Raw genomic sequence first — 22,780 nt, 5'->3', positions numbered from 1 at the left:
CATCCCAGCGAACGCTGGGATCTCCCTTCTTCTGGCGCACATAAGTCGAGAAAAGAGAGATCCCAGCTTCCGCTGGGATGACGATGACGCTTTAGCTCCGAACGTCAGCCTCGGTCACCGGCGAGATCTTGATCTCCACCCGGCGATTGGCGGCCTTGCCTTCTTCGGTCGCGTTCGACGCGATCGGCTGGGTTTCGCCGAAGCCGCGCGTGCCCATGCGAGCGGACTGGACGCCACGGCTCACCAGATAGCTCGACACCGCCTGGGCGCGGCGTTCGGACAGGGTCTGGTTATAGGCATCCGCGCCGTCGCTGTCGGTGTGGCCGAACACGTCGATATAGGTTTTGGGATATTGCGCCAGAACCGACGCGACATCGTTCAGCGTCGGCTGGAACTGAGGCTGCACGTCGGCCCGGTCATAGGCGAAGGTGATGCCCGACGGCATGCGCAGCAACAGGTCGTCGCCATCGCGAATCACGTCGACGCCGGTGCCGGCTGTTTCTTCGCGCAGCTTGCGTTCCTGCGCGTCCATATAGGCACCGATGCCCGCACCCGCGACCGCGCCGATACCTGCGCCCAGAATCTTCTCGGTCCGATCGCTGCGCCCGCCGACCAGATCGCCCAGCAGATAGCCGCCCAGTGCGCCGCCGATGCCGCCGATCGCAGCCTTCGAAATCGTGCGCTGACCCGTGGTCGGGTCCGTGGTGCAGGCGGTGGTGGCCAGCATGGCGGCCAAACCGGCCGCACCGATGATGCGATGTGAAATCCTCATGAAACTATTCCCTTATCTTATCGCCCTGTGGAGCGGATGTCCCCAAATCGCTGAGCGGACGTCTTTGTTCCACAAGCGAACTGAACTCTTGATGATGGGATGGTTGTGCAAATGAAAGAATAGAGGGTATAGCCTTTCCCCGACCACCATGGCCACGATACCCCTCCCCAATCCGACGCCCTTTCCCTGGGCCGATCTTGTCATCATCCTCGCGCTGGTGGCGTTGAACGGCGTCTTCGCGATGTCCGAACTCGCCATCGTCTCCGCGCGCAAGCCCCGGCTGCAGGGCTTGGAGAAGGCCGGGCGCAAGGGCGCGACGACGGCGATCGCGCTGGCCAGCGATCCCGGCAAATTCCTCTCCACGGTCCAGATCGGCATCACCCTCATCGGCATCATCGCCGGTGCCTATTCCGGCGCGAGCCTGGGCGGGCCGGTGGGCGAGCGGTTGCAGTGGCTCGGCCTGTCGACCGATGCCTCGCAGACGCTGGGCTTTGCGGTCGTGATCGGCCTGACCACCTATGCCTCGCTCATCATCGGCGAACTGGTGCCCAAGCAATTCGCCCTGCGCGCGCCCGAACCGATCGCGGTGCTGGTCGCGACGCCGATGCTGTGGCTCTCGAAGATCACCGCGCCGATCGTCTGGATATTGGACGGGTCGAGCAGCTTGATCTTCAAGCTGTTGCGCATGGACCGCGAATCGGAAAGCCATGTCACGGCCGAGGAACTGCATCTGATCGTCGCCGAAGCGAGCAAGTCGGGCGTGATCGAGGAAAGCGAGCGGGCGATCATTTCGGGCGTCGTGCGCCTGGCCGACCGTCCGGTGCGCGAAGTGATGACCCAGCGGATGGACGTCGACTGGATCGACATCGCCGCCGACGAGGATACGATTCGCGCCCGCCTGCTGGAAACGCCGCATACCCGATTGCCGGTGGGGCGCGGATCGGTCGAGGATATTATCGGCATCGTCCAGGCCCGCGACATCATGAGCGCGCTGTTCCGGGGCGAAGCGCTCAATGTTGGCGCGCTGATGCGCAAGGCGGAGGTCGTGCCCGATCAGGTCGATGCCATGGACGCGCTCGAAGTGCTACGCCGCTCCGACGTGCCGATGGTCATGGTCCATGACGAATATGGTCATTTCGAAGGCATCGTGACCCCGGCCGACCTGCTGTCGGCGATCGCCGGACATTTCGCGTCCGACCGCGATGCGTTCGACGAGCCCGATCTGGTCGAGCGCGAGGATGGCAGCCTGCTTGTGTCCGGGCAGATGCCTATGGACCAACTGGCCGAACGCATCTGCATCGACCTGTCCGAAGACCGCGACTATGCGACGGTCGCCGGTCATGTCCTGTGGCTGATGAAACGCCTGCCCGAAGTCGGCGACTATATCGACGATCAGGGCTGGCGGTTCGAGATCGTCGACATGGATGGCCGCAAGATCGACAAGCTGCTGGTAGCGGAACGCTAAGCGAGACCAAGTTCCTCCCCGGTAAGGGGAGGGGGACCGGCGAAGCCGGGGGAGGGGTGTCGCCCTATCGAGAGCGTGAGACCCCTCCGTCTGGCCTGCGGCCATCCACCTCTCCTGCCATGGGAGGATGCAAGCGACAGACATCAACCTTGCCCTCTCCCGTCTTCACGGGAGAGGCTACGGAGACTTGGCAGCTTGCTGCCTAGTCGATGTCGGTGAGGGTCTTTCTTCCAGATGCCAGGCAGACCCTCACCCTCCCACGCCTGCGGCGCGGGCCCCTCCCTCTCCCGCGAAGGCGGGAGAGGTGTACATCAGTCGCCACCTTCCGGCACGCCCACCCCACAAACAAAACGGGCGCGACGCCTCGTGCCGCGCCCGTCATATAGGCAATAAGGATCGCCGGATTATTCCGCCGCGTTGGCTGCGTTCTCGACCGGGGCTTCGGCGGCGTTGGCGGCATTGCCTGCCTCGGCTGCATTGTCACCCTCGGCGGCCGGTTCGGCATCGGCGGCGGGCAGGGGCAGGTTGGAGCCCTGCGTATTGAGCCAGGCGATCAGGTTGGCGCGATCGACCGGGTTGCCAAGGCCAGCAAAGGTCATCTTGGTGCCCGGCGCATATTCGCGCGGGCTCTTGAGCCACTTGTCCATCGCTTCGAACGTCCAGTTGCCCGGCACCGACTTGAGCGCTTCGGAATAGGCGAAGCCCGCGACATGGCCATGCGCCTTGCCGACCGTCGCCCACAGATTGGGACCGATGCCGTTCGCGCCGCCCTGGTTCACGGTGTGGCAGGCGGCGCACTTGGCGAACACCTTTTCACCGGCCGCGACGTCCGCGCTGGCGAGCAGGGTGTTGAGGCTGGGACCAGCGACGCCGCCTTCGCCCTCGGCTTCGACGCCCTCGATCGCATAGCCCATGGTTTCGGGCCGTTCGTCATGGAAAACTTTGGAACTGACGATCGCGCCGCCAAGCGCGATGATGCCCGCGAACAGTGCCCAGCCCGCTACGGTATTGAAACGATCGCCCATTTCGCTCGATTTCCCTTGCGTATCTTTTCGGGCGGCTATGTTCCGGCCCCCTCTTGAGGGCTGCCATAATGGCGGACACGCCAAGGTGCAAGCCGGGTTGACGCGGGAAATATGTCAGTCCTGTTCACTGCCGCCCCGCCGATGCTTGCGCAGCGCCAAGCAAATGCATAAGCGCGCAGCCACCCATGGACAATTATCCCGCCCCCGCCCGCATCATCGTCGCCGACCTCGCGGCCAAGGCCGCCGCCGATCCGGCCCGTGCCGTCGCCTATCAGGGCGCACCGGGGGCCAATTCGCACCTCGCGGCCTTGGGCTATGCGCCCGATTGCGTGCCCTTGCCCTGTTTCGCGTTCGAAGATGCGATCGACGCGGTGCGTAATGGCCTGGCCGCGCGCGCCATCATCCCGATCGAAAACAGCCTGCATGGGCGGGTGGCGGACATGCATTTCCTTCTACCCGAATCGGGGCTGGCGATCGTCGATGAATATTTCCTGCGCATCCGCCATTGCCTGATGGCGCCCGACAATAGCCCGGTGAGAAGCGCGATCAGCCACCCCCAGGCGCTTGGCCAATGCCGCCACTATCTGCGCGAGCGCGGTATCCAGCCGGTCGCCTATGCCGATACGGCGGGCGCGGCGGCGCTGGTGGCGGAACGCAAGACGCCGGGCGAAGGGGCGATCGCGCCTTATCTGGCGGCGGAACTCTACGGCCTGCGCCTGATCGCCGAGAATATCGAGGATAGCGACGATAATATGACGCGCTTCCTGGTGCTGGCGCGCGAACCCAAAATGCCGATCGCCAATGTCGGCCCGGTCATGACCACCTTTTTGTTCGAGGTGAAGAATGTGCCCGCCGCGCTTTACAAGGCGATGGGCGGCTTTGCGACCAATGGCGTCAATATGACCAAGCTGGAAAGCTATCAGCGCGGCGCGAGCTTCGCCGCGACCGAATTTTTCTGCGATATCGAAGGGATGCCGGGCGATCCGGCGGTCGACCGGGCGCTCGCCGAACTGGAGTTCCACACCAAATGGGTGCGGGTGCTGGGCAGCTATCGGCAGGCACGCCCCCGCACTTAAGTGCAGGCTCCCGCTTTCGCAGCCGCGCAATCGCGCCTATAGGCGCTTCATGGTCGCAGCTATTCTTTTGTCCGCCCTGGCGATGAGCGCCATTGTCGGCGTGCGGTATCTGTTGGCGAGCGGGGGCTTTGCGCTCGCGACCCGGATTCGCCAGCCAGGCCTGTATCGTGGCCTGGAAAAGCAGATGGGGCGGGAGATCGCCTGGTCGCTCGCCTCCGCGCTGATCTATGGCATACCCGCGGGCGTGGTCGCCTGGGGCTGGCAGGCGCATGGCTGGACGCGCATCTACACCGATGTCGCCGCCATGCCGCTCTGGTATCTGCCGCTGTCGGTGCTGCTCTATCTCGCCGCCCATGACACCTGGTTCTACTGGACCCACCGCTGGATGCATCGGCCCAAGCTGTTTCGCATCGCCCATGCAGTGCATCATGCCAGCCGCCCGCCCACGGCCTGGGCAGCGATGAGCTTCCACCCCTGGGAAGCGCTGACCGGCGCAGTGGTGATCCCGGCGCTGGTGTTCCTCATCCCCATCCATGTCGGCGCGCTTGGCGGCGTGCTGACGATCATGACGGTCATGGGGGTCAGCAATCATATGGGGTGGGAGATGTTCCCGCGCTGGATGGTGCGCGGGCCGATCGGCGGATGGCTGATCACCGCGACCCATCATCAACGGCATCATGACCGCTATAATTGCAATTATGGCCTCTATTTCCGCTTCTGGGACCGGCTGTGCGGCACCGACCAGGGGCTGGGCGACTTCACGACGAAGGCGCGCGCATGATCGGGCGGTTGGCGATGGCCCTCATCGCATTGGCGGGATTGAGCGGGGCTGCGCCGCTGGGCCAGCCCCAGTCGGTCAGCATGGCGCTGGAAGGCTTGCGGTCGGGCAAGGGGCAGATATTGGTCTGCGTCACCCGGATGCCGCAATATTTCCCCGACTGCACCAAGGATCCCGACAAGCGCCATTTCGCCGTGGCGGCGCAGGGCGGGGCGGTGGCGTTGGGTGCCATGGCGCCGGGCCGTTATGCCATCGCCATCATCCATGACGAAAATGCCAATGGCAAATTGGATACTTTTGCCGGGATACCGCGCGAAGGCGTCGGCTTTTCCCGCAATCCGGCGCTGCGCTTTGGCGCGCCGAGCTTTCAATCGGCCAGTTTCCCGGTCGCAGGGGCGCCGGTCGAACAGGATATAAAGCTCAAATATTTCCTGTGACTTGATCGGTTGGCCGCATCGGCGGGAACCTGTCACCCGCCCGAAACATTCAGAACCCTGCACGCACGTTAAAAACACAACAGGGTCATTCATGCCATTTTTCCGCTGCTCGCTGGCCGCGACCGTCGTCGCGACCCTGTCCCTCGCTGCGCCCGCCATGGCGCAGGAAGAAGAACAGCATAGCACGCTGACCATCGGGGCCGGCGCCGCCATGATCCCCAGCTATGAGGGGTCGGACGAGTATCGCGTCCTGCCGATCGCGCAGGCGCGCGGCAAGGTGCATGATATCGCCTTCTGGACACGCGGCACCGCCCTCTATGTCGATGCCATTGCCGATCCGACCGGGCCGGGCGTCGATTTCGAGCTGGGACCGGTCGTCAACCTGCGATTTGACCGTACCAGTCGCAAGGCCATCAAGGATGACGCCGTGCAGGCGTTGGGGAAGCGGGACTTCGCGCTGGAAGCGGGCGGTTTTATCGGCATCGGCAAGACCGGGGTGATCACCAGCGATTATGATAATGTGTCGGCGCGGGTTGCCGTGACCAAGGATGTCGCGGGTGCCCATGGCTCCTTCGTCATAACGCCGTCGGTCGAATATTTCACGCCGCTGTCGATGACCACCTTCGTCGGCCTGGGCATATCGGCCGATTATGTCGGCAAGAAATATGGCCGTTATTATTTCGACATCACGCCGCAGGATAGTCTGGCCAGTGGGTTGGACGTCTATGATCGCGCAGGACGCGGATCGGGCTTTCGCCGGATGAACGTCAACCTGTCGGCAGGCAAGTCGCTGTCGGGCGATATCCGCACGGGCTGGGCGATCTTCGGTGTCGCCGGCTACACCCGCTTGCTCGGCAGATATGCCGATTCGCCGATCGTGTCGGATGTCGGATCGCGCAACCAGTTCGTCGGGGCGCTCGGCGTCGGCTACACCTTCTGACAGGCGATCTTGCGGGACAAGGGTGACGCGCCCCATATGGCGATATATGGAGGCGGCGACACACCGCATTGGCAGGAGATTGAAGCGTGGCGACCCTGGGATTGAGCGAGGCCGACAAGGCGGCAATTGAGGCATTTCGCCAGGACGTGGTGGAGCCGTCGCGCACCCAGTTGGTGATCGTCGATTTCTGGGCCGAATGGTGCGGCCCGTGCAAGCAACTGACCCCGATCATCGAGAAGGTCTGCGCCGACTATGCGGCCAAGGGCGTCAAGCTGGTCAAGGTCAATGTCGATGACAATGGCTTCATCGCCAGCCAGTTCCGGGTCCAGTCGATCCCGACCGTCTATGCCGTATTCCAGGGCCAGCCGGTCGCAGATTTGACCCAGGCACGGACCGAAGGCGCGCTCAAACAATATCTCGACCAATTACTGTCGCAACTGCCGATCGAATCGGAAGAAAAGTCGCAGGCGCAGGAAATCGCGCCGTTGATCGCCATGGGAGAGGAATTGCTGGCCGAGGGCGACGCCGAGCGGGCGCTGTCGGTGTTCACGCAGATCGCGCCAATGGCCCCCGACATGGTCGAGGTGGTCGCTGGGCAAGCGCGCGCGCTGGTGATGCTGGGTCAGTTGGACGAGGCCGAAGCGCTGTTGGCAGCCTTGCCCGCCGAGATCGCCCGCCACGGCGCGATCGATCAGGCGCGCGCCGCGATCGCGCTGGCGCGCGACGTCAAGCCATTGGCTGACCTCTCGGCGGTGGAAGCGAAGGTCGCCGCCGATCCCGACGATCATGAAGCCCGGTTTGAACTGGCAGGCGGGCTGATGGCCAATGGCGACCGCGACGGGGCCGCCGATGCGCTGCTGGAAATCGTGCGACGCGACCGGACCTGGAACGAGGGCGCTGCGCGCGCGCAACTCGTCACCATCTTCGAAGCGGTCGGGCTGGAAGATCCATGGGTGTCGGCGCAGCGTCGCAAGCTGTCGCAGATTCTCTTCGCCTGATGCCCCTCGCGCGCGTCTCGATCTTTCCCTTGTCCGGCGCCTTGCTGTTGCCGGGCATGGACCTGCCGCTGCATATTTTCGAGCCGCGCTACCGGGCGCTGATCCATGACGCGATGGCGCGCGACCGGCGCATCGGCATGATCCAGCCGCGCGAAGGCGGCCCGGTGCCTTCGCTGTTCGACATGGGGTGCCTGGGCCATGTCAGCCATATCGAGGCGATGGAGGATGGGCGGTTCAACATCATCCTGACCGGCCTCGCCCGCTTCCGCTTCGTGCGCGAACTGCCGGTGGCGACGCAATTCCGCCAGATCGAAGCGGACATTGAACAGGCGCCGCAGGAAGATGAAGTGCTGCACGCGGTCGAACGCGCTGCGCTGGAGCAGGAATCGCGGCGCTTTGCCGATGCGCTGGGCTATGTGGTGGACTGGACCGCCGTGTCGCGGCTGGACGACACGTCGCTGGTCAACGGCATCGCTCAGATCGCCCCGTTCGACCCCGCCGCCAAGCAGACCTTGCTGGAAGCCGACACGCTGTCCGAACGGTCGGAGCGCATCATCCAACTGATGCAGATCGTCGGCCGCGCCGACCGCGATGGCGGCGCGACGATGCAGTGAGCGAGATTGCACCGATCGACCCCTGGCTCCTCGCCAAGCTGGTATGCCCGGTAACCCGCACGCCCCTCCGCTGGGACGCCGCGCGCAAGGCGCTGGTGTCCGACGCGGCGGGCCTGGCCTATCCGGTCCGCGACGGCGTCCCGGTGCTGTTGGCGCGGGAAGCCGTGCCCATCATGTGATGATGCCTCTCTCAGTCCCCCGTTCGTCCTGAGCCTGTCGAAGGACGCGCACAAGCGATGGCCTTCCACGCTTATCTGCTAAGATGCAGCGACGGCAGCTTCTATGCCGGGCATACGGATGACCTGGAGAGCCGGATCGCAGCGCACCAAATGGGCATGATCCCCGGCTATACCTTCGCGCGTAGACCGCTCCATCTGGTTTGGACTGAAAGTTTCGGCACCCGCGACGAAGCCTTGACGGCCGAGCGACGGATCAAAGGATGGAGCCGGGCAAAAAAGCAGGCGCTGATTGATGGTGACTGGGCGCGGTTGAGCCTGTTGGCGCGGAATCGGCAGGATCAGGGATAGGTTGGCGCGCGTCCTTCGACAGGCTCAGGACGAACGGCGGTTTGTGAAGAATAAGCCGCGATACATTCCACTTCCAGCGGCGCGCCGAGTGCCAACCCGTCCGCGCCGAAGGCACTGCGCGCGGGCAAGCGCTTGCCGGCAAAATAGGGCGTATAGGCGGCGTTGAAGCGGGACCAGTCGGCCATGTCGTCCAGCATCACCGTGCATTTGACGACATCGCCAAAATCGAGGCCGTTGTCCTTGAGGATGCCGCCGATCGCATCCATCGCGCCCCTGACCGCCGCGTCGAACCCCTCTTTATGCGCGTCCATGCCCTGAGGCACCTGGCCGATCTGCCCCGACATGTAGAGAGTATCGCCCACCCGGATGGCGGGGGAGAAGGGCAGGCTGGCGGGCATCGGCTGCGGCGCAGGGGCGGGTTGCGCCAGCGCAGGCGTGGCAGCCAGCAGCAGGGCGGCGGGGATCAGGCGGACCATCAGTCTCTCCAAATATCAGGCACGGGGCAGGGCGGCGAGCAGCCGTTCGGCATCTGTCGCATCGTTGAACACCGAAGGCGAGACGCGCAGATGATGATCGTGCAACGACACACGCACCCCGGCCTTGGCCAGCGAGTCCGACAGCCGCGCCTTGGCATCGGGCAGCAGCGCGGTCAGCAGCGGCGCGGTGGTGCCGGATGGCGTGATGATCGCATAGCCCTTGGCGCGCAGGCCTTCGCGCAAGGGGGCGATCAACTGCTGGGCATGGGCCTGGATGGCGGGCACCGACAGGCGACCGATATAGTCGAGCGAATGGTCGAGCGCGGCGACGATTGCCTGCGCATAGGTGCCGGTCGCGAAATGGCCGAGCGCGCCTGTGCGGACGGCATAGCTGACCGGCGCGTCGCCCGGCGGGTCGAGCGGATAGGCGTGGGTCTGCGGCGGCGACAGGCCAATGCCCGGCGGGGCGTCGGGCGCGGCAAAGCCATAATAGCCATATTCGGTACGGGGTAGCTGATCCCACACGCCGCGCCTGACGTAGAGGAAGCCAAGCCCGAAATCCCCCATCAGCCATTTATAGCTGGCGCAGGCGGCGAAATCGACGCCGCTGGCATGGAGATCGACCGGGACCGCCCCCGCCGCATGAATGATGTCGGCATAGACCAACGCGCTGACCTTGTGCGCCAGGTCGCACACCGCCTTCAGGTCATGCTGGAAGCCATTATAGGTCGATACGAGCGAGAGGCTGACGAGCCGGGTGCCGGGCGTAATGGTGCGGGCCATGTCGTCCAGTTCAATACGTCCCGCGCGCGCCTGGACCCAAGCGACATCGACGCCCTGCTTGGCCATCTCCAGATACATGGGAAAGGCGGCGTAGAAATGCAGCGTGTCGGTGACCACGCGGCCCTTGCTGCCGGGCAAGCCGAGCGCGCGCAGCACCGCCTGCTCGCCCATGGTGGTGGACTGGACCCAGGTGATTTCATCCGCGTCTGCGTTCACCAGGCGCGCGAATTTGGCGATGACCCCGGCCCGATCGACCGGCTTGCGCGCGAGCGCAGCGGGATCGAGCGTCCGCGACGCGACATAGGCGTCCATCGCGGCGCGCGCGCCCAGGCTGATTGGGTGCGTCGATGCGCTGTCGAGATAGGCGACCGGGGTGGCGGCAAAACTGTCCTTGTCGGGCAGGGTAGGCGTCGCGGCGCGCGCCGTCCGCGCCGCCAGCGGCAGGGCCACCGCCGCGCCCAGCGCCTCGCGGCGGCTGAGGCTCATGCCAGCGCCTTGAGCAGTCCGGTCTTGAACGCCTGCATTTCGGCTGGCGTGCCGAACGAGACCCGGACCCAGTCGTCCATATATTTGCGCGGACCACCAATGTAGATTTTCTGCGCCGCCAGCGCGGCGGTGACGGCCGCACCCGAACGGCCGACATGGATCATCGCGAAGCTCGCCTGCGAGGGGAGGTAGCGCAGCCCCTGCGCGTCGAGCCAGTGATAGAGATCATCACGCACCGCCTTATTCTCGGCCTTGCGCATGGGCAGCAGCATGGGGTCGAGCAGGCTCGCCTCTGCCGCGATCACGGCGGGCATGGGCGTGATGTTGGTGCCATAGCGGGCCATGCCGTCGAGCAGATCCTTGCGCCCCGCAATCAGGCCGCAGCGCAAGCCCGCCAGGCCGTAAATCTTCGAAAAGGTCCGCGTCACCAGCACGTCCGCGCCGCTGGCGACCAGATCGAGACAGGTCCGGGCATCGCTGAAATCAATATAGGCTTCGTCGATCAGCAGGATCGCGCCCTTGGGCTTGTTGGCGAGCAGCCAGTCGATGTCGGCGCGTGCCGTGACCAGGCCGGTCGGGTTGTTGGGATTGCACAGATAATAGACGCCCGCATTCGGCGCGGCGGCGAGCAATTTGCGGGGGTCTGCGGCGAAATCGCCCGACAGCGGCACGGCGACCGATCGCGTCACGCTCTGGTTGCCAAGGCCCAGGAAACCCTGGTCGAAGGTCGGCTCGAAATAGGCGATGGGGCGATCGGTCGAGGAATAGCTGAGCGCGACCGAGCGAAGCGGCATGAAGGAGCCGGGATGGACCTGCACCTGTGTCGGCGACAGGCCGTTCTGCCGCGCGAACAGGCTTTCCAGCTTGCCCGCAAACGCCATGCCATAACGCCCCGACAAGGGTGGCAGCTTAGCCAGCGCGGCAAGCGCCGCAGCGCCGGGGCCGATGGGATGTTCATTGCTGTTGAGGAAGATGCCGTCGGTCAGGCTGGCGACCATTGCGGCGGGATCGTCGGGCAGATCCACCTTGCGCCCGCGCTGGGCGAGGGCAGGGGTTGCGGTCGCAAATGCGGTGGCACCCATAGCCCCGCGCATCAGCATGCGGCGGGACAGGCTGTCGGACGATCCAGTCATGCAGGCACCCTCCATAGGAAAAGGGCCGGTTCGTTCCCGAACCGGCCCTTCGTCATGATCTGATTTAGAATTTGAAGTCGATACGCGCGTAATAATAGCCGCCCGCCGACCCATAGGCACCATGGCCATATACCGCGTTCCAGGCACCCGATCCGCTTTCATAGGGCGACTGGCCTGGCAGTACCGTTACGCCCTCCAGCAGCTTGGGCGTTTCCGGGCGCTTGTCGAACAGATTGTTCGCGCCAAGCGAGAAGCTGACATAATCGGTGAAGTTATAGCTCAACTCCAGATCGGTAATGCCGGTAGCCTTCACGATACCGTCACGCAATTGGGGCTGGCCGTTCATCGCCGCAGCCGACAGAGCGGAGCGGACAAGGATGCTGGTCTTGCCATAGAAGGTCTGGCGCAGATTGGCATTGAACGGCCCGCTGGCGAAGTTGATGCCCGCGACGACCTTATATTCAGGCGATGCGTCCTCGATATAGCTTTCCGACTGGGCGTTGAACAAGGCCGTGTTCTTGTTGTCGGTGATATTGGTCTTGTTGTAGTTGGCCAGCAGCGACAGGTCGAGCTTGCCAAAGTCCAGCGCGACCGGATAGCGGGCGGCAAAATCGATGCCGTAGGTTTCCGTATCGATCAGGTTGGTGAAGCTGGCTACGCCCAGTGTTTGCAGGCCGGTATCGAGTACAAGTCCGGTCGAGGCGATCGCGGCCAAGATGCTTTCGGCACCCGCGACAGGAAGGCCACCCTGGATGGCAGGCAACGATGCGGTGGCCGAGATGCGATCCTTGATCTTGATATAATAGCCATCGATCGTGATCGCGAGGCGCGGAATCGGCCGCACCACGATACCGGCCGAGAAGTTGGTCGATTTCTCCGGCTTCAACGCATTGAAGCCCAGCAGCAACGCAGCAGGCGAGCCAGCCGGAAGTTGCAGAACGGCGCTGGTCGGTCCGACATTCACGGTGGAATAGAAGGATTCGGCCAATGTCGGCGCGCGGAAGCCGGTGCTGGCCGTAGCGCGGATCGCGAAGGCGTCCGAGAAATCGTAGCGCGTGGTGATCTTGCCGATCTGGGTATCACCAAAGTCGCTATAATCTTCGTAGCGGCCGGCAAGATCGAGGGTCCAGCCTTGGATCGGGTTGGCGATCAGGTTGAGATAGACCGCCTTGGAACTGCGGCTATGGTCACCGGCATCGACATCCTTATAGCCAGGGAAGGACTGGACGCCTTCCTTATAGGTGGAAGCGAAATCGCCCTGCACGATTTCATAGGTGTCGCGCCGATATTCGCCACCGAAGGCGAGGGTTAGCGGACCCGCCATGCCAGCATCGAATTCCTTGCGGATGTCGAGCGTGTTCGTGAGCTGGCTGAGCTTGAACCCGCCGTCATAGGCGTCGGATACGGTGCTGGGGGTTACGGTCGATCCGGGCAGCAGTGATGCCTGGTAGGATTCGATCCACAGCGCGCGATGCGCCGATTCGATGGTCCAGATCTTGTTCTGGTCATAACCATAGGTGGTGCTGACATCATAGTTCCAGCCGCCACCGAATTCACCCTTGGCCCCGACCGTGAAGCTATATTCCTTCTGCTCCACCTTCTGCTGCGGAACCATGCCGAACGTACCGGTATCGCCGAAGCAGGTCGACAGGTCGGTCGTGCTGGCGCAGATGCGGTTGGGCGGGCGATAGCCCTGCTTGGCATAGCCTACGCGGCGGGACACGTCGCCGAAGCTGTAGAGTTCGACGCCGCCGAAATCATAGCCCATATTGTAGAAGAGCAGGTTGAGTTGCGACTTGGCCTGGCCGCCATTGATACCGTTCAGGTCGAGATCGGCCCAGGCGGGATCATAATAGCCGCTCGTGCCGCCGAACCAGCCGGTCGGCGTTGCGCCTGCAGGGACCGTGTAGGGATTGCCGTTGATGTCGGCCATCGAAACCTGGCCGGTGCCGTTCGACGTATAATTTTGGCGGCGATGGAAGGCGGTGACATTGAAGAAGCCGTCTTCACCCAGTTTGAAGCCGACATTGCCCGATGCCGAGAAGAGTTCGCCTTCGCTGTTATAATATTGACCGCCGGTAACCTTGAAGCTGCCGCCTTCGCTTTGATCCTTGAGGATCATGTTGATCGCACCAGCAATTGCGTCGGTGCCGTACACGGCGGCCGCGCCGTCCTGCAGCACTTCGATGCGTTCCACCGCGTCTGGCGGGATCAGGTCGATGCTGGGTGCGGCCGAACCCTGGAATGGGCCCGCGATCACTTGCAGAATGGCCGAACCGTGGCGGCGCTTGCCATTGACCATGACCAGCGTGTGGTTGGGGCTGAGGCCGCGCAGGCGGGCCGAGAGCGCGAAGTTGGACATGTCCGTGCCCTGCGTCTGGGCGGTGAAGGACGGGACCAACTGGGTCAGTGCCTGATTGAGGTTCGGCTGGCCGACGCGGCTCAAAGCCTCCTGGCTGAACACCTGCACGGGTGCGGCGCTGTCGGCGGCCTGCATGCCGACGGCGCGAGTGCCGGTGACGATGATGGTGCCGCCGTCCTCGGCCTGTGGTTCCTGCGGTGCTTCCTGCGCCAATGCGCAAGCGGACCAAGACGAAGCGAGAATCAATGAAAGTTTAAGCGCTGACAAGCGTGTCATTCATGCCCCCTGTTATTGCATTGTTGATGACAGGGGGTTTGACGATTGGCTCAGGCAAAGCCTCTATTGCGCCGCACAATTTTTAAGTAAAAATGCAATAATTGCCGCTGCTTATTTGGATGGCGACTCGTCAGGATAATTTTCTTCTACGACTTTGCGCAATTGCTAATTTTGCACTGGCGATCATGCATTTTGCACGCAGCTGGCATGGTGGATTTTGTCGCTATGTTCGTTTCTGCGCGCCCTGGTCTTTCGGATCAGGATGCCATCGCGGCGTCGATCAGCGCCTTGGCTTCCGCCCCTTCCCAATCCATCGCGCCGATGACGCGCACCATTTCCTTGCCCTGCGCATCATAGAGGACGGTGGTGGGCAACAGGCCGGTGGCGTAGTCGAAACCGAACTGGTTTTCGGGGTCTGCCCAACCCTTCAAATGCGGCAGGTCATGCTTGGCGAAAAAGGGTTTTACTGCCTTTTCACCCTGATTGTCCTGCGAGATGGTGAGGACGGCCAGCCCCTTGGGACCATAGGTGGCGGCGATCCGGTCAAGCGTCGGCATTTCCGCGACGCATGGCGTGCACCAGGTCGCCCACAAATTGACCAGCATTGGCCGCCCGGCAAAATCCTGCAGCGTCGCCTCGCCGCCATCGGGGTTTTGGAAGGCGAAGGTCGGCGCGGCCGTCCCCGCCTTGCTGCGATCGAGCCGGTAGTTGAACGCTTCGCTGCCCGCCGTCGCATCGCCCGATGCCGGAACCTCGCCGCTCATGCTTGCATTGGCTTGCCCAGCGGGCGGCGATTGCCTATCGCAAGCCGCCAGACCGGCAGCCAGGAGCAGTATCATTAGCGCGCGCGAAACAGGTTCCAAGGGAGAAGGCTCCAACAGCATGTGGGGTGGCCGGTTTGCGGCCGGCCCCGCGTCGATCATGCGCGAGATAAATGCCTCCATCCCGTTCGACAAGCGTTTGTGGCAACAAGATATCGCCGGGTCCAAGGCGCATGTCGCGATGCTCGCCCAACAGGGCATCGTCGATGGCGAGGATGCGCAGGCGATTACCGAAGGTCTGAACCGGATCGCCGCGGAATATGAAGCCGATGGCGTGCCCGTCGATCTCGACCTCGAAGATATTCATATGGTCACGGAATCGCGGCTGGCGCAGCTGATCGGGCCGACCGCCGGACGGCTGCATACCGCCCGCAGCCGCAACGATCAGGTTGCGACCGATTTCCGCCTGTGGGTGCGCGATGCGATCGACGAAGTGGCGGCGGGCCTGCTTGGCCTGCAACGCGCGCTGTTGGCGCGGGCGGAGGAGCATGCCGATGCGGTGATGCCGGGCTTCACTCATTTGCAGTCGGCGCAACCGGTGACGCTCGGCCATCATCTGATGGCCTATTATGAAATGGTGCGGCGCGACCGCAGCCGCTTTGCCGATGCGCGGGCGCGCGCCGATGAATGTCCGCTGGGCGCAGCCGCGCTGGCTGGCACGGGCTTTCCCATCGATCGCCAGGCAACGGCGGAGGCGCTGGGCTTTGCCCGGCCGACCGACAATAGCCTGGACAGCGTATCCGACCGCGACTTCGCGCTCGATTATCTGATGGCGGCAACGCAGGCATCCCTGCACCTCTCACGCCTGGCGGAGGAGTTCATCATCTGGGCGAGCCAGCCCTTCGGCTTCGTGAAACTGCCCGACGCCTATTCGACCGGCAGCTCGATCATGCCGCAGAAGCGCAATCCCGATGCCGCCGAACTGGTGCGCGGCCATGCCGGGCGGATCATGGGCTGCATGACCGCGCTGTGCGTGACGATGAAGGGCCTCCCGCTCGCTTATTCGAAGGATATGCAGGACGACAAGCCGCCGGTGTTCGAGGCGCACGACCTGCTCGGCCTGTCGATCGCGGCGATGACCGGCATGATCGAGACGGTGACCTTCCGCACCGATCGGATGCGCGGCCTCGCCGAAAGCGGCTTCGCCACCGCGACGGACCTGGCCGACTGGCTGGTGCGCGAAGGCGGCATTCCCTTCCGCGAGGCGCATCATATCACCGGGCGCGCAGTGGCGGCGGCCGAGGCGGCAGGCGTACCGCTCGATCAACTGCCGATCGCGACGCTGAAGGATATAGACGCGCGGATCGACGATCGCGTCTATGCGGTGCTGACCGTCGATGCCTCCGTGGCGAGCCGGACGAGCCATGGCGGCACGGCCCCGGCGCAGGTGCGGGCGCGGATCGCTCAGGCGAAGAAGGAACTGGACTCATGAAGACGCGCACGCTGGCCGGGCTGGCTATGGCCGCATTGGTGCTGGCGGGCTGCGGCGGCCGACCTTCGCTCAAGCCGCTCAAGGACCAGAAACTGCCCGCCGTGCCGGTGGGCGCGGCGACCGCCCCCACCGGCGGCGAACTGATGGCACCCTCCATTCAGGCGCGGCCCGAACGCAACGTCGAATTGCTGACCCAATCGCGCCAGCGGAGCGACGACCCGTTCGACCTGCCCCCCGAAAAGCAGCCGCAATAAGCCTGTAAGGACTGGAAATTGGACCATTTCGACTATGTGGACGGCACCATGCGGGTGGAGCAGGTGCCGATGGCGGTGATCGCCGATGCGGTCGGCACGCCGGTCTATGTCTATTCGACCGCGACGCTGGAACGCCATGTCGGCGTGTTCCGCGAAGGGCTGGCCGCGCTCGACAATCCGTTGATCGCCTTTGCGGTCAAGGCCAATCCCAATGCCGCCGTCCTGGCGACGCTGGCGAAGCTGGGTCTGGGCGCGGACGTGGTGTCCGGCGGCGAACTGCTGCGCGCGGTGGCGGCGGGCATCCCGGCCGACCGCATCGTCTTTTCTGGCGTCGGCAAGACCGCAGACGAAATGCGGCTGGCGCTTGACCATGGCATTTTCCAGTTCAATCTGGAAAGCGAACCGGAAGCCGAGATGCTGTCGCAAGTCGCGCTGTCGATGGGCAAGCGCGCGCCGGTCGCCTATCGCATTAATCCCGATGTCGATGCGGGCACCCATGCCAAGATCTCGACCGGCAAGTCGGAAAACAAATTCGGCATCCCCTATGACCGCGCGCTGGAGAGCTATGCCGCCGCCCGCGATCTGCCGGGGCTGGATGTGCAGGGTGTCGCCGTCCATATCGGCAGCCAGTTGACCGATCTCGCCCCGCTGGAGGCCGCCTTTACCAAGGTCGGCGCACTCATCACGGCGCTGCGCGAAGCGGGCCATGACATCCGCACCGCGGACCTTGGCGGCGGCCTTGGCGTGCCCTACGACCCGTCGCAGCCGTTGCCGCCCAGCCCCGCCGACTATGGCGCGATGGTGTGCCGCGTGACGCAGGGCTGGCCGGTGCGGCTGATGTTCGAGCCTGGCCGCGTGATCGTGGGGAATGCCGGCGCGCTGCTCTCGCGCGTGGTGCGCGTGAAGCAGGGGGCCAAGGCACCCTTCGTCATCGTCGATGCAGCGATGAACGACCTGTTGCGGCCCAGCCTCTATGACGCCTGGCATGACATTCGCGCGGTCGCGCCATCGGGCAAGCAGGCAGCCGCCAATGTTGTCGGACCCGTGTGCGAGACGGGCGACACCTTCGCCATGGGGCGCGATATGGACGTGGTCGAAGCCGGCGATCTGGTCGCCTTCATGACCGCAGGCGCCTATGGCGCGACCATGGCGGGCACCTATAACAGCCGCCCGCTGACACCCGAAGTGCTGGTGTCGGGTGACCGCTGGGCCGTAGTCCGGGCCCGCCCGCCGATCGAGACGCTGATCGAGGGTGATTCGATCCCCGACTGGCTGGCAGACTGATGCACAGTCTGCCCGTGTTCTTGCGCCTGACGGGCAGGCCCGTGATCCTGACCGGCGAAGGCGAGGCGGCGGACGCCAAGCGCCGCCTGCTGGAACGGGCAGGCGCGCGGATCGTGGGCGAAGAAGATGGCGATGCGCGGATCGCGATCGTGTCGGATGGCGATGCCGTTACTGCCCAGCGCCTGCGCGCGCGCGGCGTGCTGGTCAATGCGACCGACAATCCCGACCTGTGCGATTTTACGCTGCCCGCGATCGTCGATCGCGATCCCGTACTGATCGCGATCGGCACGGGCGGCGCATCGGCGGGGCTGGCGAAGGCGTTGCGGCAAAGGCTGGAGACGCTGTTGCCTGCAGGCCTTGGCGCTTTGGCGAGCACATTGTCAGCGGCGCGGGGGGCGATCCGCGCGCGCTGGCCCGATGGCGGCGATCGACGCCGGGCGATCGATGCCGGGCTGGCGGCGGGCGGGATGATCGATCCCTTGCGCGCGGGTGCGGCCGATGCCGTGCCGCGCTGGATCGAAGGGCAGGGCGATGCGGATGCGACGCGGCTGGAGCCGATTAGGCTGACATCCAACGATCCCGATGATCTGACCTTGCGGGTGGCGCGGCTGTTGGGGGAGGCCGACCGGGTCTATCACCAGCCAAGGGTCGCGGCCGTGATCCTCGACCGGGCGCGGGCCGATGCGGTGCGGATCGCGGTGGACGCGCCACCTGCGCAGCCGGGCGACGGCCTGTCGCTGTGGCTGACCCTGGACTGACGCCTAGCCCTGCTGGGCGGTGACTCGTTCGAGTTCGTCGTGCAAGGCTTGGATCGAGGAGACGAGCCGGGCACGATCAATCTGCAATTCGCGCAGCGTTTCGCGGGTTTCGCCCAGTTCCACGGCACGGCGCGCGATGCGGGCGTCGAGTTCGGCATTGTGGCGGGTCAGAGCCCCCATTTGTTCGGCGCGCTGGCATAGATGGCGCAGGCGGGCATCGAATATGTCGAAGTCGAACGGTTTGACGACATAGTCGTCCGCGCCCGCGTCCAGCGCTTCGACAGTCGCCTGGCTGTCGAGCCGCCCGGCGATCATGACGAAACAGGCGGAGGCGGCGAGATTGGCGGCGCGGATCTGCTTCATGGTCGCGACGGCGGGCAGCATCGTCAGCCCCATGTCGATCAAGATGATATCGGCCCTATGCGTTACGAGCAGGCTGAGCGCGCTGAATCCCGTGTCGGCGAGGGCGACGTCATAATTGAGGTGCGACAGGCGGCGGGCGATGACAGCGCGCGCAGTCGGATTTTCGTCGATCAGCAGCACGCGCAGGCGGCGCTGGGCGCGCGCGCGACCCTCCGCATCGGGGGCATCGAACTGCGAGGCTTCGTTCCGTTTGAAAAATGGCATCGTCTGTCCTTCCGCCCGTCATGGAAGGATAGGAACGCACCGCAAAGAAATGGTTAACGGTTCGCGCTGTTCGGTTCGGGCGCATAGCCGCGCAGGAACAGGTCGACGGCCAGATCGACATCGGCCTGCATCTGCGCTGACGAGGGTTCCGTAATCTGACCGATCATCAACTGCTGATGGCTGCCAGCCATGGTCAGGGCCATCAGGACGCGCGCCGCATCGGCGGGGTCGTCCCGCCGCAACTGGTCCCGATCCATTGCACCACTTATATAGTCGGCGAGCAGGGCGCGGGTGTGGCGCGGCGCAAGTTCGAAGAATATCCGGCTGAGTTCGGGAAATCGACCACTTTCGGCATAGATCAGCCGATGCAGGGCGATCGCTTCGGTTGAACAGACCTTGTCGAGCAGGCTGCGACAGGCGCGCAGTAAAGTGGGTTCCAGCACGCCGCACGGGTCGAGGATTTGCGACAGTTGCGCGCGATAGGTGGTAGCGACCCGATCGAGGACCGCCGAAAATAAGTCTTCCTTTGAAGGGAAGTGATTCCACAAAGTGCCCTTGGACCCGCCCAGCGCCGCGGCGATGCCCGACATGGTCGTCCCGGCATAGCCATGTTCCAGGAAATAGGCCTTGGCCACGGTCAATATGGTATCGCGCCGGTCCAGACGGCGTGCTTCCCTTCGGCTGGTGGGGGGAGTGGTGGAAGCGCCTGTCATGAAACCGTACCATAGAGTATGATAAAAATCTTGACAAGCGGGTGTCGCGACGCCAGATGCGTTTTTCATACTAGATGGTACGGTTTTTATGTCGGTGAGTCGCCTTTCCCCGCCCGTTCGTCCGCTGGTCCTGGCGACGATGATGTCGTTGCTGGCGGGGTGCGCGGCGGTCCCTGACCTTGGCACCAAGCCCGAAATTCGCGCGGCGGACATGATCGCCGCGCAGCAGAGCCTCGCCGCACCGCAGGCGGCATGGCCCGCTACGGACTGGTGGCGCGCCTATGGCGATCCGCAACTCACCGCGCTGATCGAAGAAGGCTTGCGCAACGCGCCCGACATGGCGATCGCCGCCGCCCGTTTCCGCCAGGCACAGGCGCTGGCGCAACAGTCCGGCGCCGCATTGCTGCCTTCCGCCAATCTCGACGCCAGCGCGGCCGCCACCAAGCAAAGCTACAATATGGGCATGCCCAAGGAGTTCGTGCCGCAGGGCTGGCTCGGCACCGGACGGCTGGCGCTGGACCTGGGGCTTGACCTCGACCTGTGGGGCAAGAACCGCGCGGCACTGGCGGCGGCAACATCGCAGGCACGCGCGGCGGAGCTTGATGCGCAGCAGGCGCAACTGGCGCTGACCACGGGCATCGCCGACGCCTATGCCGACCTTGCCCGGCTCTATGATGAGGCGGACATTCAGCAGCGCACGCTCGCCATCCGCATGGCCAGCCAGAAGCTGGTTGCGGATCGGCGGCAAAATGGGCTGGAAACGCGCGGCAGCGTGCGGCAGGCCGATGCCACGGTCGCGTCCGCGCGGGCGCAACTGGCCGGTGCGCGCATGGCGATCGCACTGCGCCAGCATCAGATCGCGGCGCTGATCGGCGCGGGGCCGGACCGGGGAGCGGCGATTATGCGGCCAACGCCCGGCGCACTGGCACCACTTGGGCTTCCCGCCGACGTCACCACCAATCTGGTCGCGCGCCGTCCCGACATTGCGGCGGCCCTTGCCCGCACCGAGGCGGCGGCCAAGCGGATCAAGGTCGCGCGCGCCGATTTCTTCCCCGCCGTGCGCCTGAGCGCACTGATCGGCTTGCAGTCGCTGGGCTATAACACCGTCTTCGCCAATGGCGGCGCGATCGGATCGGCCCAGCCCTTCACCAATAGTCTGTTCCAGACGGACTCGATCTTCGGCAATGCCGGGCCGGCGATCAGCCTGCCGATCTTCCACGGTGGCGCGCTGCAGGGCCAGTATCGCGGCGCGCGCGCGACCTATGACGAGGCGGTGGCGAGCTATGACAAGGCCGTGCTGACGGCCTATCAGGAGGTGGCGGACGCCGTCACCAGCCGCCGCACGCTGGACGCGCGTCTGGTCGATGCCCGTGCGGCCGTGGCCGCGTCGCAGGACGCCTATGGCATCGCCAAGAAACGCTATGATGGCGGCTTGTCCACCTATCTGGATGTGCTGAATGTCGAGGATCAACTCCTCGCCGCGCAGCGTACCGTTTCCGGGCTGGAGGCAAGCGCCTTTTCGCTCGATATTGCCCTGATCCGCGCGCTGGGTGGCGGTTTCGCCCCTGACGCCGCCCTGTCCAAGGACGCACCGCATGGCTGACGCCACTCCCGAATTTACCGCCCCGACCGATGAAGCCCAGGCCGATCGCAGCTGTGCGCGCAAGACCTGGCTGACCCGGCTGGCGCTCGCGGTGATCGTCGCCGGGCTCCTCTGGACGGCCTGGTATTTTCTGGTTGGCCGCAACCATGTCAGCACCGACAATGCCTATGTAAATGCCGAGATGGCCCAGGTGACGCCGCTGATTTCCGCGCAGGCGATCGAGGTGCTGGTCAGCGATACGCAGGCGGTCAAGCGTGGCGACATTTTGGTGAAGCTCGACCCCACCAACGCCCGCATCGCCATCGCGCAGGCCCAGGCGGATCTCGCCGAAGCACAGCGGCGCTTCCGCCAGATGTCGGCCACCAGCGGCGCGCTCTCGGCGCAGGTCGATGCGCGCGGCGCGGACATCGTCCAGGCGCGGGCGCAACTCGCCAGCGCGCAGGCCGATGTCGAAAAGGCGCGGGTCGATCTGCAACGGCGTGAAGCGCTGGTCGGCGACGGGGCGGTATCGGGCGACGAAGTGACGAGTGCGCGCACCGCCTATGCCGCCGCCCGCGCCGCACTCGATGTCGCGCGCGCCAGCGTGACCACGGCGCAGGCGACGCGCAGCGCCGCGAGCGGGCAACTGGCGGCCAATGACGCGCTGGTGCGCGGATCGCGGGTCGACACCGACCCAGCGGTGATGGCGGCGCAGGCGAAGCTCGATGCGGCGAAACTCGATCTAGAACGCACGACCATCCGCGCGCCGATCGACGGCGTCGTGACCAAGCGCCAGGTGCAGGTCGGCCAGCGCGTCGCGCAGGGCAGCCCGATCATGACGATCGTCCCGCTCGCCCAAGTCTATGTCGATGCCAATTTCAAGGAACGGCAACTGGGCAAGGTGAAGGTCGGCATGCCCGCCAAGGTGACCGCTGATATCTACGGCGGCGACGTCATCTATCATGGCAAGGTTGTCGGCTTTTCCGGCGGCACCGGCGCGTCGCTGTCGCTGATCCCGGCCCAGAACGCGACCGGCAACTGGATCAAGGTGGTGCAGCGGCTGCCTGTCCGCATTGCGCTCGACCCCAAGGAACTGGCGGCGCACCCCTTGCGCGTCGGTCTCTCCACGGAGGTCGAGATCGACCTTTCCGGTCACTGAAG

The 22,780-nt window shown here is 64.7% G+C and carries 24 protein-coding genes; 15 read left to right on the top strand and 9 right to left on the bottom strand.

Translation table 11 applies throughout. The features are described from left to right. Positions 1-91 precede the first annotated feature (91 nt). Positions 92-772, bottom strand: a complete 681-nt coding sequence (locus SxD43FB_RS04760; protein WP_037473268.1) for an OmpA family protein — start codon at positions 770-772, stop codon at positions 92-94. A gap of 148 nt (positions 773-920) precedes the next feature. Here SxD43FB_RS04760 and SxD43FB_RS04755 point away from each other — a divergent pair, with 148 nt between their 5' ends. Then, complete coding sequence (locus SxD43FB_RS04755) at positions 921-2,237, top strand: hemolysin family protein (protein WP_096061195.1); 1,317 nt, start codon at positions 921-923, stop codon at positions 2,235-2,237. 404 nt (positions 2,238-2,641) lie between these two features. Here the strand turns inward: SxD43FB_RS04755 and SxD43FB_RS04750 are convergent, their stop codons facing one another. After that, a complete protein-coding gene (locus SxD43FB_RS04750; protein WP_096061194.1) occupies positions 2,642-3,262 on the bottom strand; it encodes a cytochrome c family protein in 621 nt (206 codons plus the stop codon). A 185-nt stretch (positions 3,263-3,447) separates the two neighbouring features. On the opposite strand from SxD43FB_RS04750, the gene SxD43FB_RS04745 reads away from it, so the two are divergent. The 8 genes from SxD43FB_RS04745 to SxD43FB_RS04710 all read left to right on the top strand — a co-directional run bounded on the left by SxD43FB_RS04745 (position 3,448) and on the right by SxD43FB_RS04710 (position 8,632). Beyond that, complete coding sequence (locus tag SxD43FB_RS04745; protein WP_096061193.1) at positions 3,448-4,338, top strand: prephenate dehydratase; 891 nt, start codon at positions 3,448-3,450, stop codon at positions 4,336-4,338. A 49-nt stretch (positions 4,339-4,387) separates the two neighbouring features. Beyond that, positions 4,388-5,119, top strand: coding sequence for a sterol desaturase family protein (locus tag SxD43FB_RS04740; protein ID WP_096061192.1), 732 nt, complete (start codon positions 4,388-4,390; stop codon positions 5,117-5,119). Further along, on the top strand, positions 5,116-5,553 hold the full coding sequence (locus SxD43FB_RS04735) for a DUF2141 domain-containing protein (protein WP_096061191.1): 438 nt from the start codon (positions 5,116-5,118) through the stop codon (positions 5,551-5,553). The genes SxD43FB_RS04740 and SxD43FB_RS04735 overlap by 4 nt, the downstream gene beginning before the upstream one ends. Before the next feature lie 91 nt (positions 5,554-5,644). Beyond that, positions 5,645-6,493: a MipA/OmpV family protein gene (locus SxD43FB_RS04730; protein WP_096061190.1), complete on the top strand. Its 849-nt coding sequence runs from the start codon at positions 5,645-5,647 to the stop codon at positions 6,491-6,493. Positions 6,494-6,579: 86 nt separating this feature from the next. Beyond that, positions 6,580-7,491: a tetratricopeptide repeat protein gene (locus SxD43FB_RS04725; protein WP_096061189.1), complete on the top strand. Its 912-nt coding sequence runs from the start codon at positions 6,580-6,582 to the stop codon at positions 7,489-7,491. After that, positions 7,491-8,105 (top strand): LON peptidase substrate-binding domain-containing protein, encoded by a 615-nt coding sequence (locus SxD43FB_RS04720; RefSeq protein ID WP_069065984.1) that lies wholly within the window; start codon positions 7,491-7,493, stop codon positions 8,103-8,105. The genes SxD43FB_RS04725 and SxD43FB_RS04720 overlap by 1 nt, the downstream gene beginning before the upstream one ends. Then, the gene (locus tag SxD43FB_RS04715; RefSeq protein ID WP_096061188.1) at positions 8,102-8,284 is read left to right on the top strand and encodes a Trm112 family protein; all 183 of its coding nucleotides are present in this window, start codon (positions 8,102-8,104) and stop codon (positions 8,282-8,284) included. Before SxD43FB_RS04720 ends, SxD43FB_RS04715 begins: the two co-directional genes overlap by 4 nt. Positions 8,285-8,341: 57 nt before the next feature. Further along, positions 8,342-8,632: a GIY-YIG nuclease family protein gene (locus tag SxD43FB_RS04710; protein WP_037473250.1), complete on the top strand. Its 291-nt coding sequence runs from the start codon at positions 8,342-8,344 to the stop codon at positions 8,630-8,632. On the opposite strand, the gene SxD43FB_RS04705 is transcribed toward SxD43FB_RS04710, so the two are convergent. The 5 genes from SxD43FB_RS04705 to SxD43FB_RS04685 form a co-directional block, all read right to left on the bottom strand. Continuing rightward, the gene (locus SxD43FB_RS04705) at positions 8,623-9,108 is read right to left on the bottom strand and encodes a RidA family protein (RefSeq protein WP_096061187.1); all 486 of its coding nucleotides are present in this window, start codon (positions 9,106-9,108) and stop codon (positions 8,623-8,625) included. The genes SxD43FB_RS04710 and SxD43FB_RS04705 overlap by 10 nt on opposite strands. Before the next feature lie 15 nt (positions 9,109-9,123). Then, positions 9,124-10,377 (bottom strand): aminotransferase class V-fold PLP-dependent enzyme, encoded by a 1,254-nt coding sequence (locus SxD43FB_RS04700; protein ID WP_096061186.1) that lies wholly within the window; start codon positions 10,375-10,377, stop codon positions 9,124-9,126. Beyond that, positions 10,374-11,510 carry an aminotransferase class I/II-fold pyridoxal phosphate-dependent enzyme gene (locus SxD43FB_RS04695; RefSeq protein ID WP_096061219.1) on the bottom strand — a complete coding sequence of 379 codons (1,137 nt, stop codon included), beginning with the start codon at positions 11,508-11,510 and terminating at the stop codon, positions 10,374-10,376. Before SxD43FB_RS04695 ends, SxD43FB_RS04700 begins: the two co-directional genes overlap by 4 nt. A 64-nt stretch (positions 11,511-11,574) precedes the next feature. Further along, positions 11,575-14,148 (bottom strand): TonB-dependent receptor, encoded by a 2,574-nt coding sequence (locus SxD43FB_RS04690; protein ID WP_096061185.1) that lies wholly within the window; start codon positions 14,146-14,148, stop codon positions 11,575-11,577. A gap of 257 nt (positions 14,149-14,405) precedes the next feature. Further along, positions 14,406-14,987: a TlpA disulfide reductase family protein gene (locus SxD43FB_RS04685; protein WP_096061184.1), complete on the bottom strand. Its 582-nt coding sequence runs from the start codon at positions 14,985-14,987 to the stop codon at positions 14,406-14,408. A gap of 43 nt (positions 14,988-15,030) precedes the next feature. On the opposite strand from SxD43FB_RS04685, the gene argH reads away from it, so the two are divergent. Genes argH through SxD43FB_RS04665 form a run of 4 tightly spaced genes read left to right on the top strand, consistent with a single transcriptional unit; the run spans position 15,031 to position 18,697 of the window. Beyond that, complete coding sequence (argH, locus tag SxD43FB_RS04680) at positions 15,031-16,401, top strand: argininosuccinate lyase (protein ID WP_069065990.1); 1,371 nt, start codon at positions 15,031-15,033, stop codon at positions 16,399-16,401. After that, positions 16,398-16,655: a hypothetical protein gene (locus tag SxD43FB_RS04675; RefSeq protein ID WP_096061183.1), complete on the top strand. Its 258-nt coding sequence runs from the start codon at positions 16,398-16,400 to the stop codon at positions 16,653-16,655. Before argH ends, SxD43FB_RS04675 begins: the two co-directional genes overlap by 4 nt. An 18-nt stretch (positions 16,656-16,673) precedes the next feature. Next, entirely contained in the window at positions 16,674-17,939 is a 1,266-nt protein-coding gene (gene lysA / locus SxD43FB_RS04670) for a diaminopimelate decarboxylase (protein WP_096061182.1), read from the top strand. Beyond that, on the top strand, positions 17,939-18,697 hold the full coding sequence (locus SxD43FB_RS04665) for a bifunctional precorrin-2 dehydrogenase/sirohydrochlorin ferrochelatase (protein WP_096061181.1): 759 nt from the start codon (positions 17,939-17,941) through the stop codon (positions 18,695-18,697). The genes lysA and SxD43FB_RS04665 overlap by 1 nt, the downstream gene beginning before the upstream one ends. A 3-nt stretch (positions 18,698-18,700) precedes the next feature. Here SxD43FB_RS04665 and SxD43FB_RS04660 read toward each other — a convergent pair whose 3' ends face one another. Beyond that, on the bottom strand, positions 18,701-19,324 hold the full coding sequence (locus tag SxD43FB_RS04660; protein ID WP_096061180.1) for a response regulator: 624 nt from the start codon (positions 19,322-19,324) through the stop codon (positions 18,701-18,703). A gap of 53 nt (positions 19,325-19,377) precedes the next feature. Then, positions 19,378-20,037: a TetR/AcrR family transcriptional regulator gene (locus tag SxD43FB_RS04655; RefSeq protein WP_096061179.1), complete on the bottom strand. Its 660-nt coding sequence runs from the start codon at positions 20,035-20,037 to the stop codon at positions 19,378-19,380. An 88-nt stretch (positions 20,038-20,125) separates the two neighbouring features. Between SxD43FB_RS04655 and SxD43FB_RS04650 the strand changes: the two genes are divergently transcribed. Both SxD43FB_RS04650 and SxD43FB_RS04645 read left to right on the top strand, forming a co-directional pair. After that, positions 20,126-21,640, top strand: coding sequence for an efflux transporter outer membrane subunit (locus SxD43FB_RS04650; protein ID WP_096061178.1), 1,515 nt, complete (start codon positions 20,126-20,128; stop codon positions 21,638-21,640). Beyond that, positions 21,633-22,778, top strand: coding sequence for an EmrA/EmrK family multidrug efflux transporter periplasmic adaptor subunit (locus SxD43FB_RS04645; protein WP_096061177.1), 1,146 nt, complete (start codon positions 21,633-21,635; stop codon positions 22,776-22,778). The genes SxD43FB_RS04650 and SxD43FB_RS04645 overlap by 8 nt, the downstream gene beginning before the upstream one ends. The last annotated feature ends 2 nt before the right edge of the window (positions 22,779-22,780 follow it).

The sequence above is a fragment of the Sphingobium sp. D43FB genome (genome assembly GCF_002312805.1).
GTDB lineage: Bacteria > Pseudomonadota > Alphaproteobacteria > Sphingomonadales > Sphingomonadaceae > Sphingobium.
Note: the sequence above shows the minus strand (reverse complement) of the source record. Positions and strands in the feature narration are given on the sequence as shown.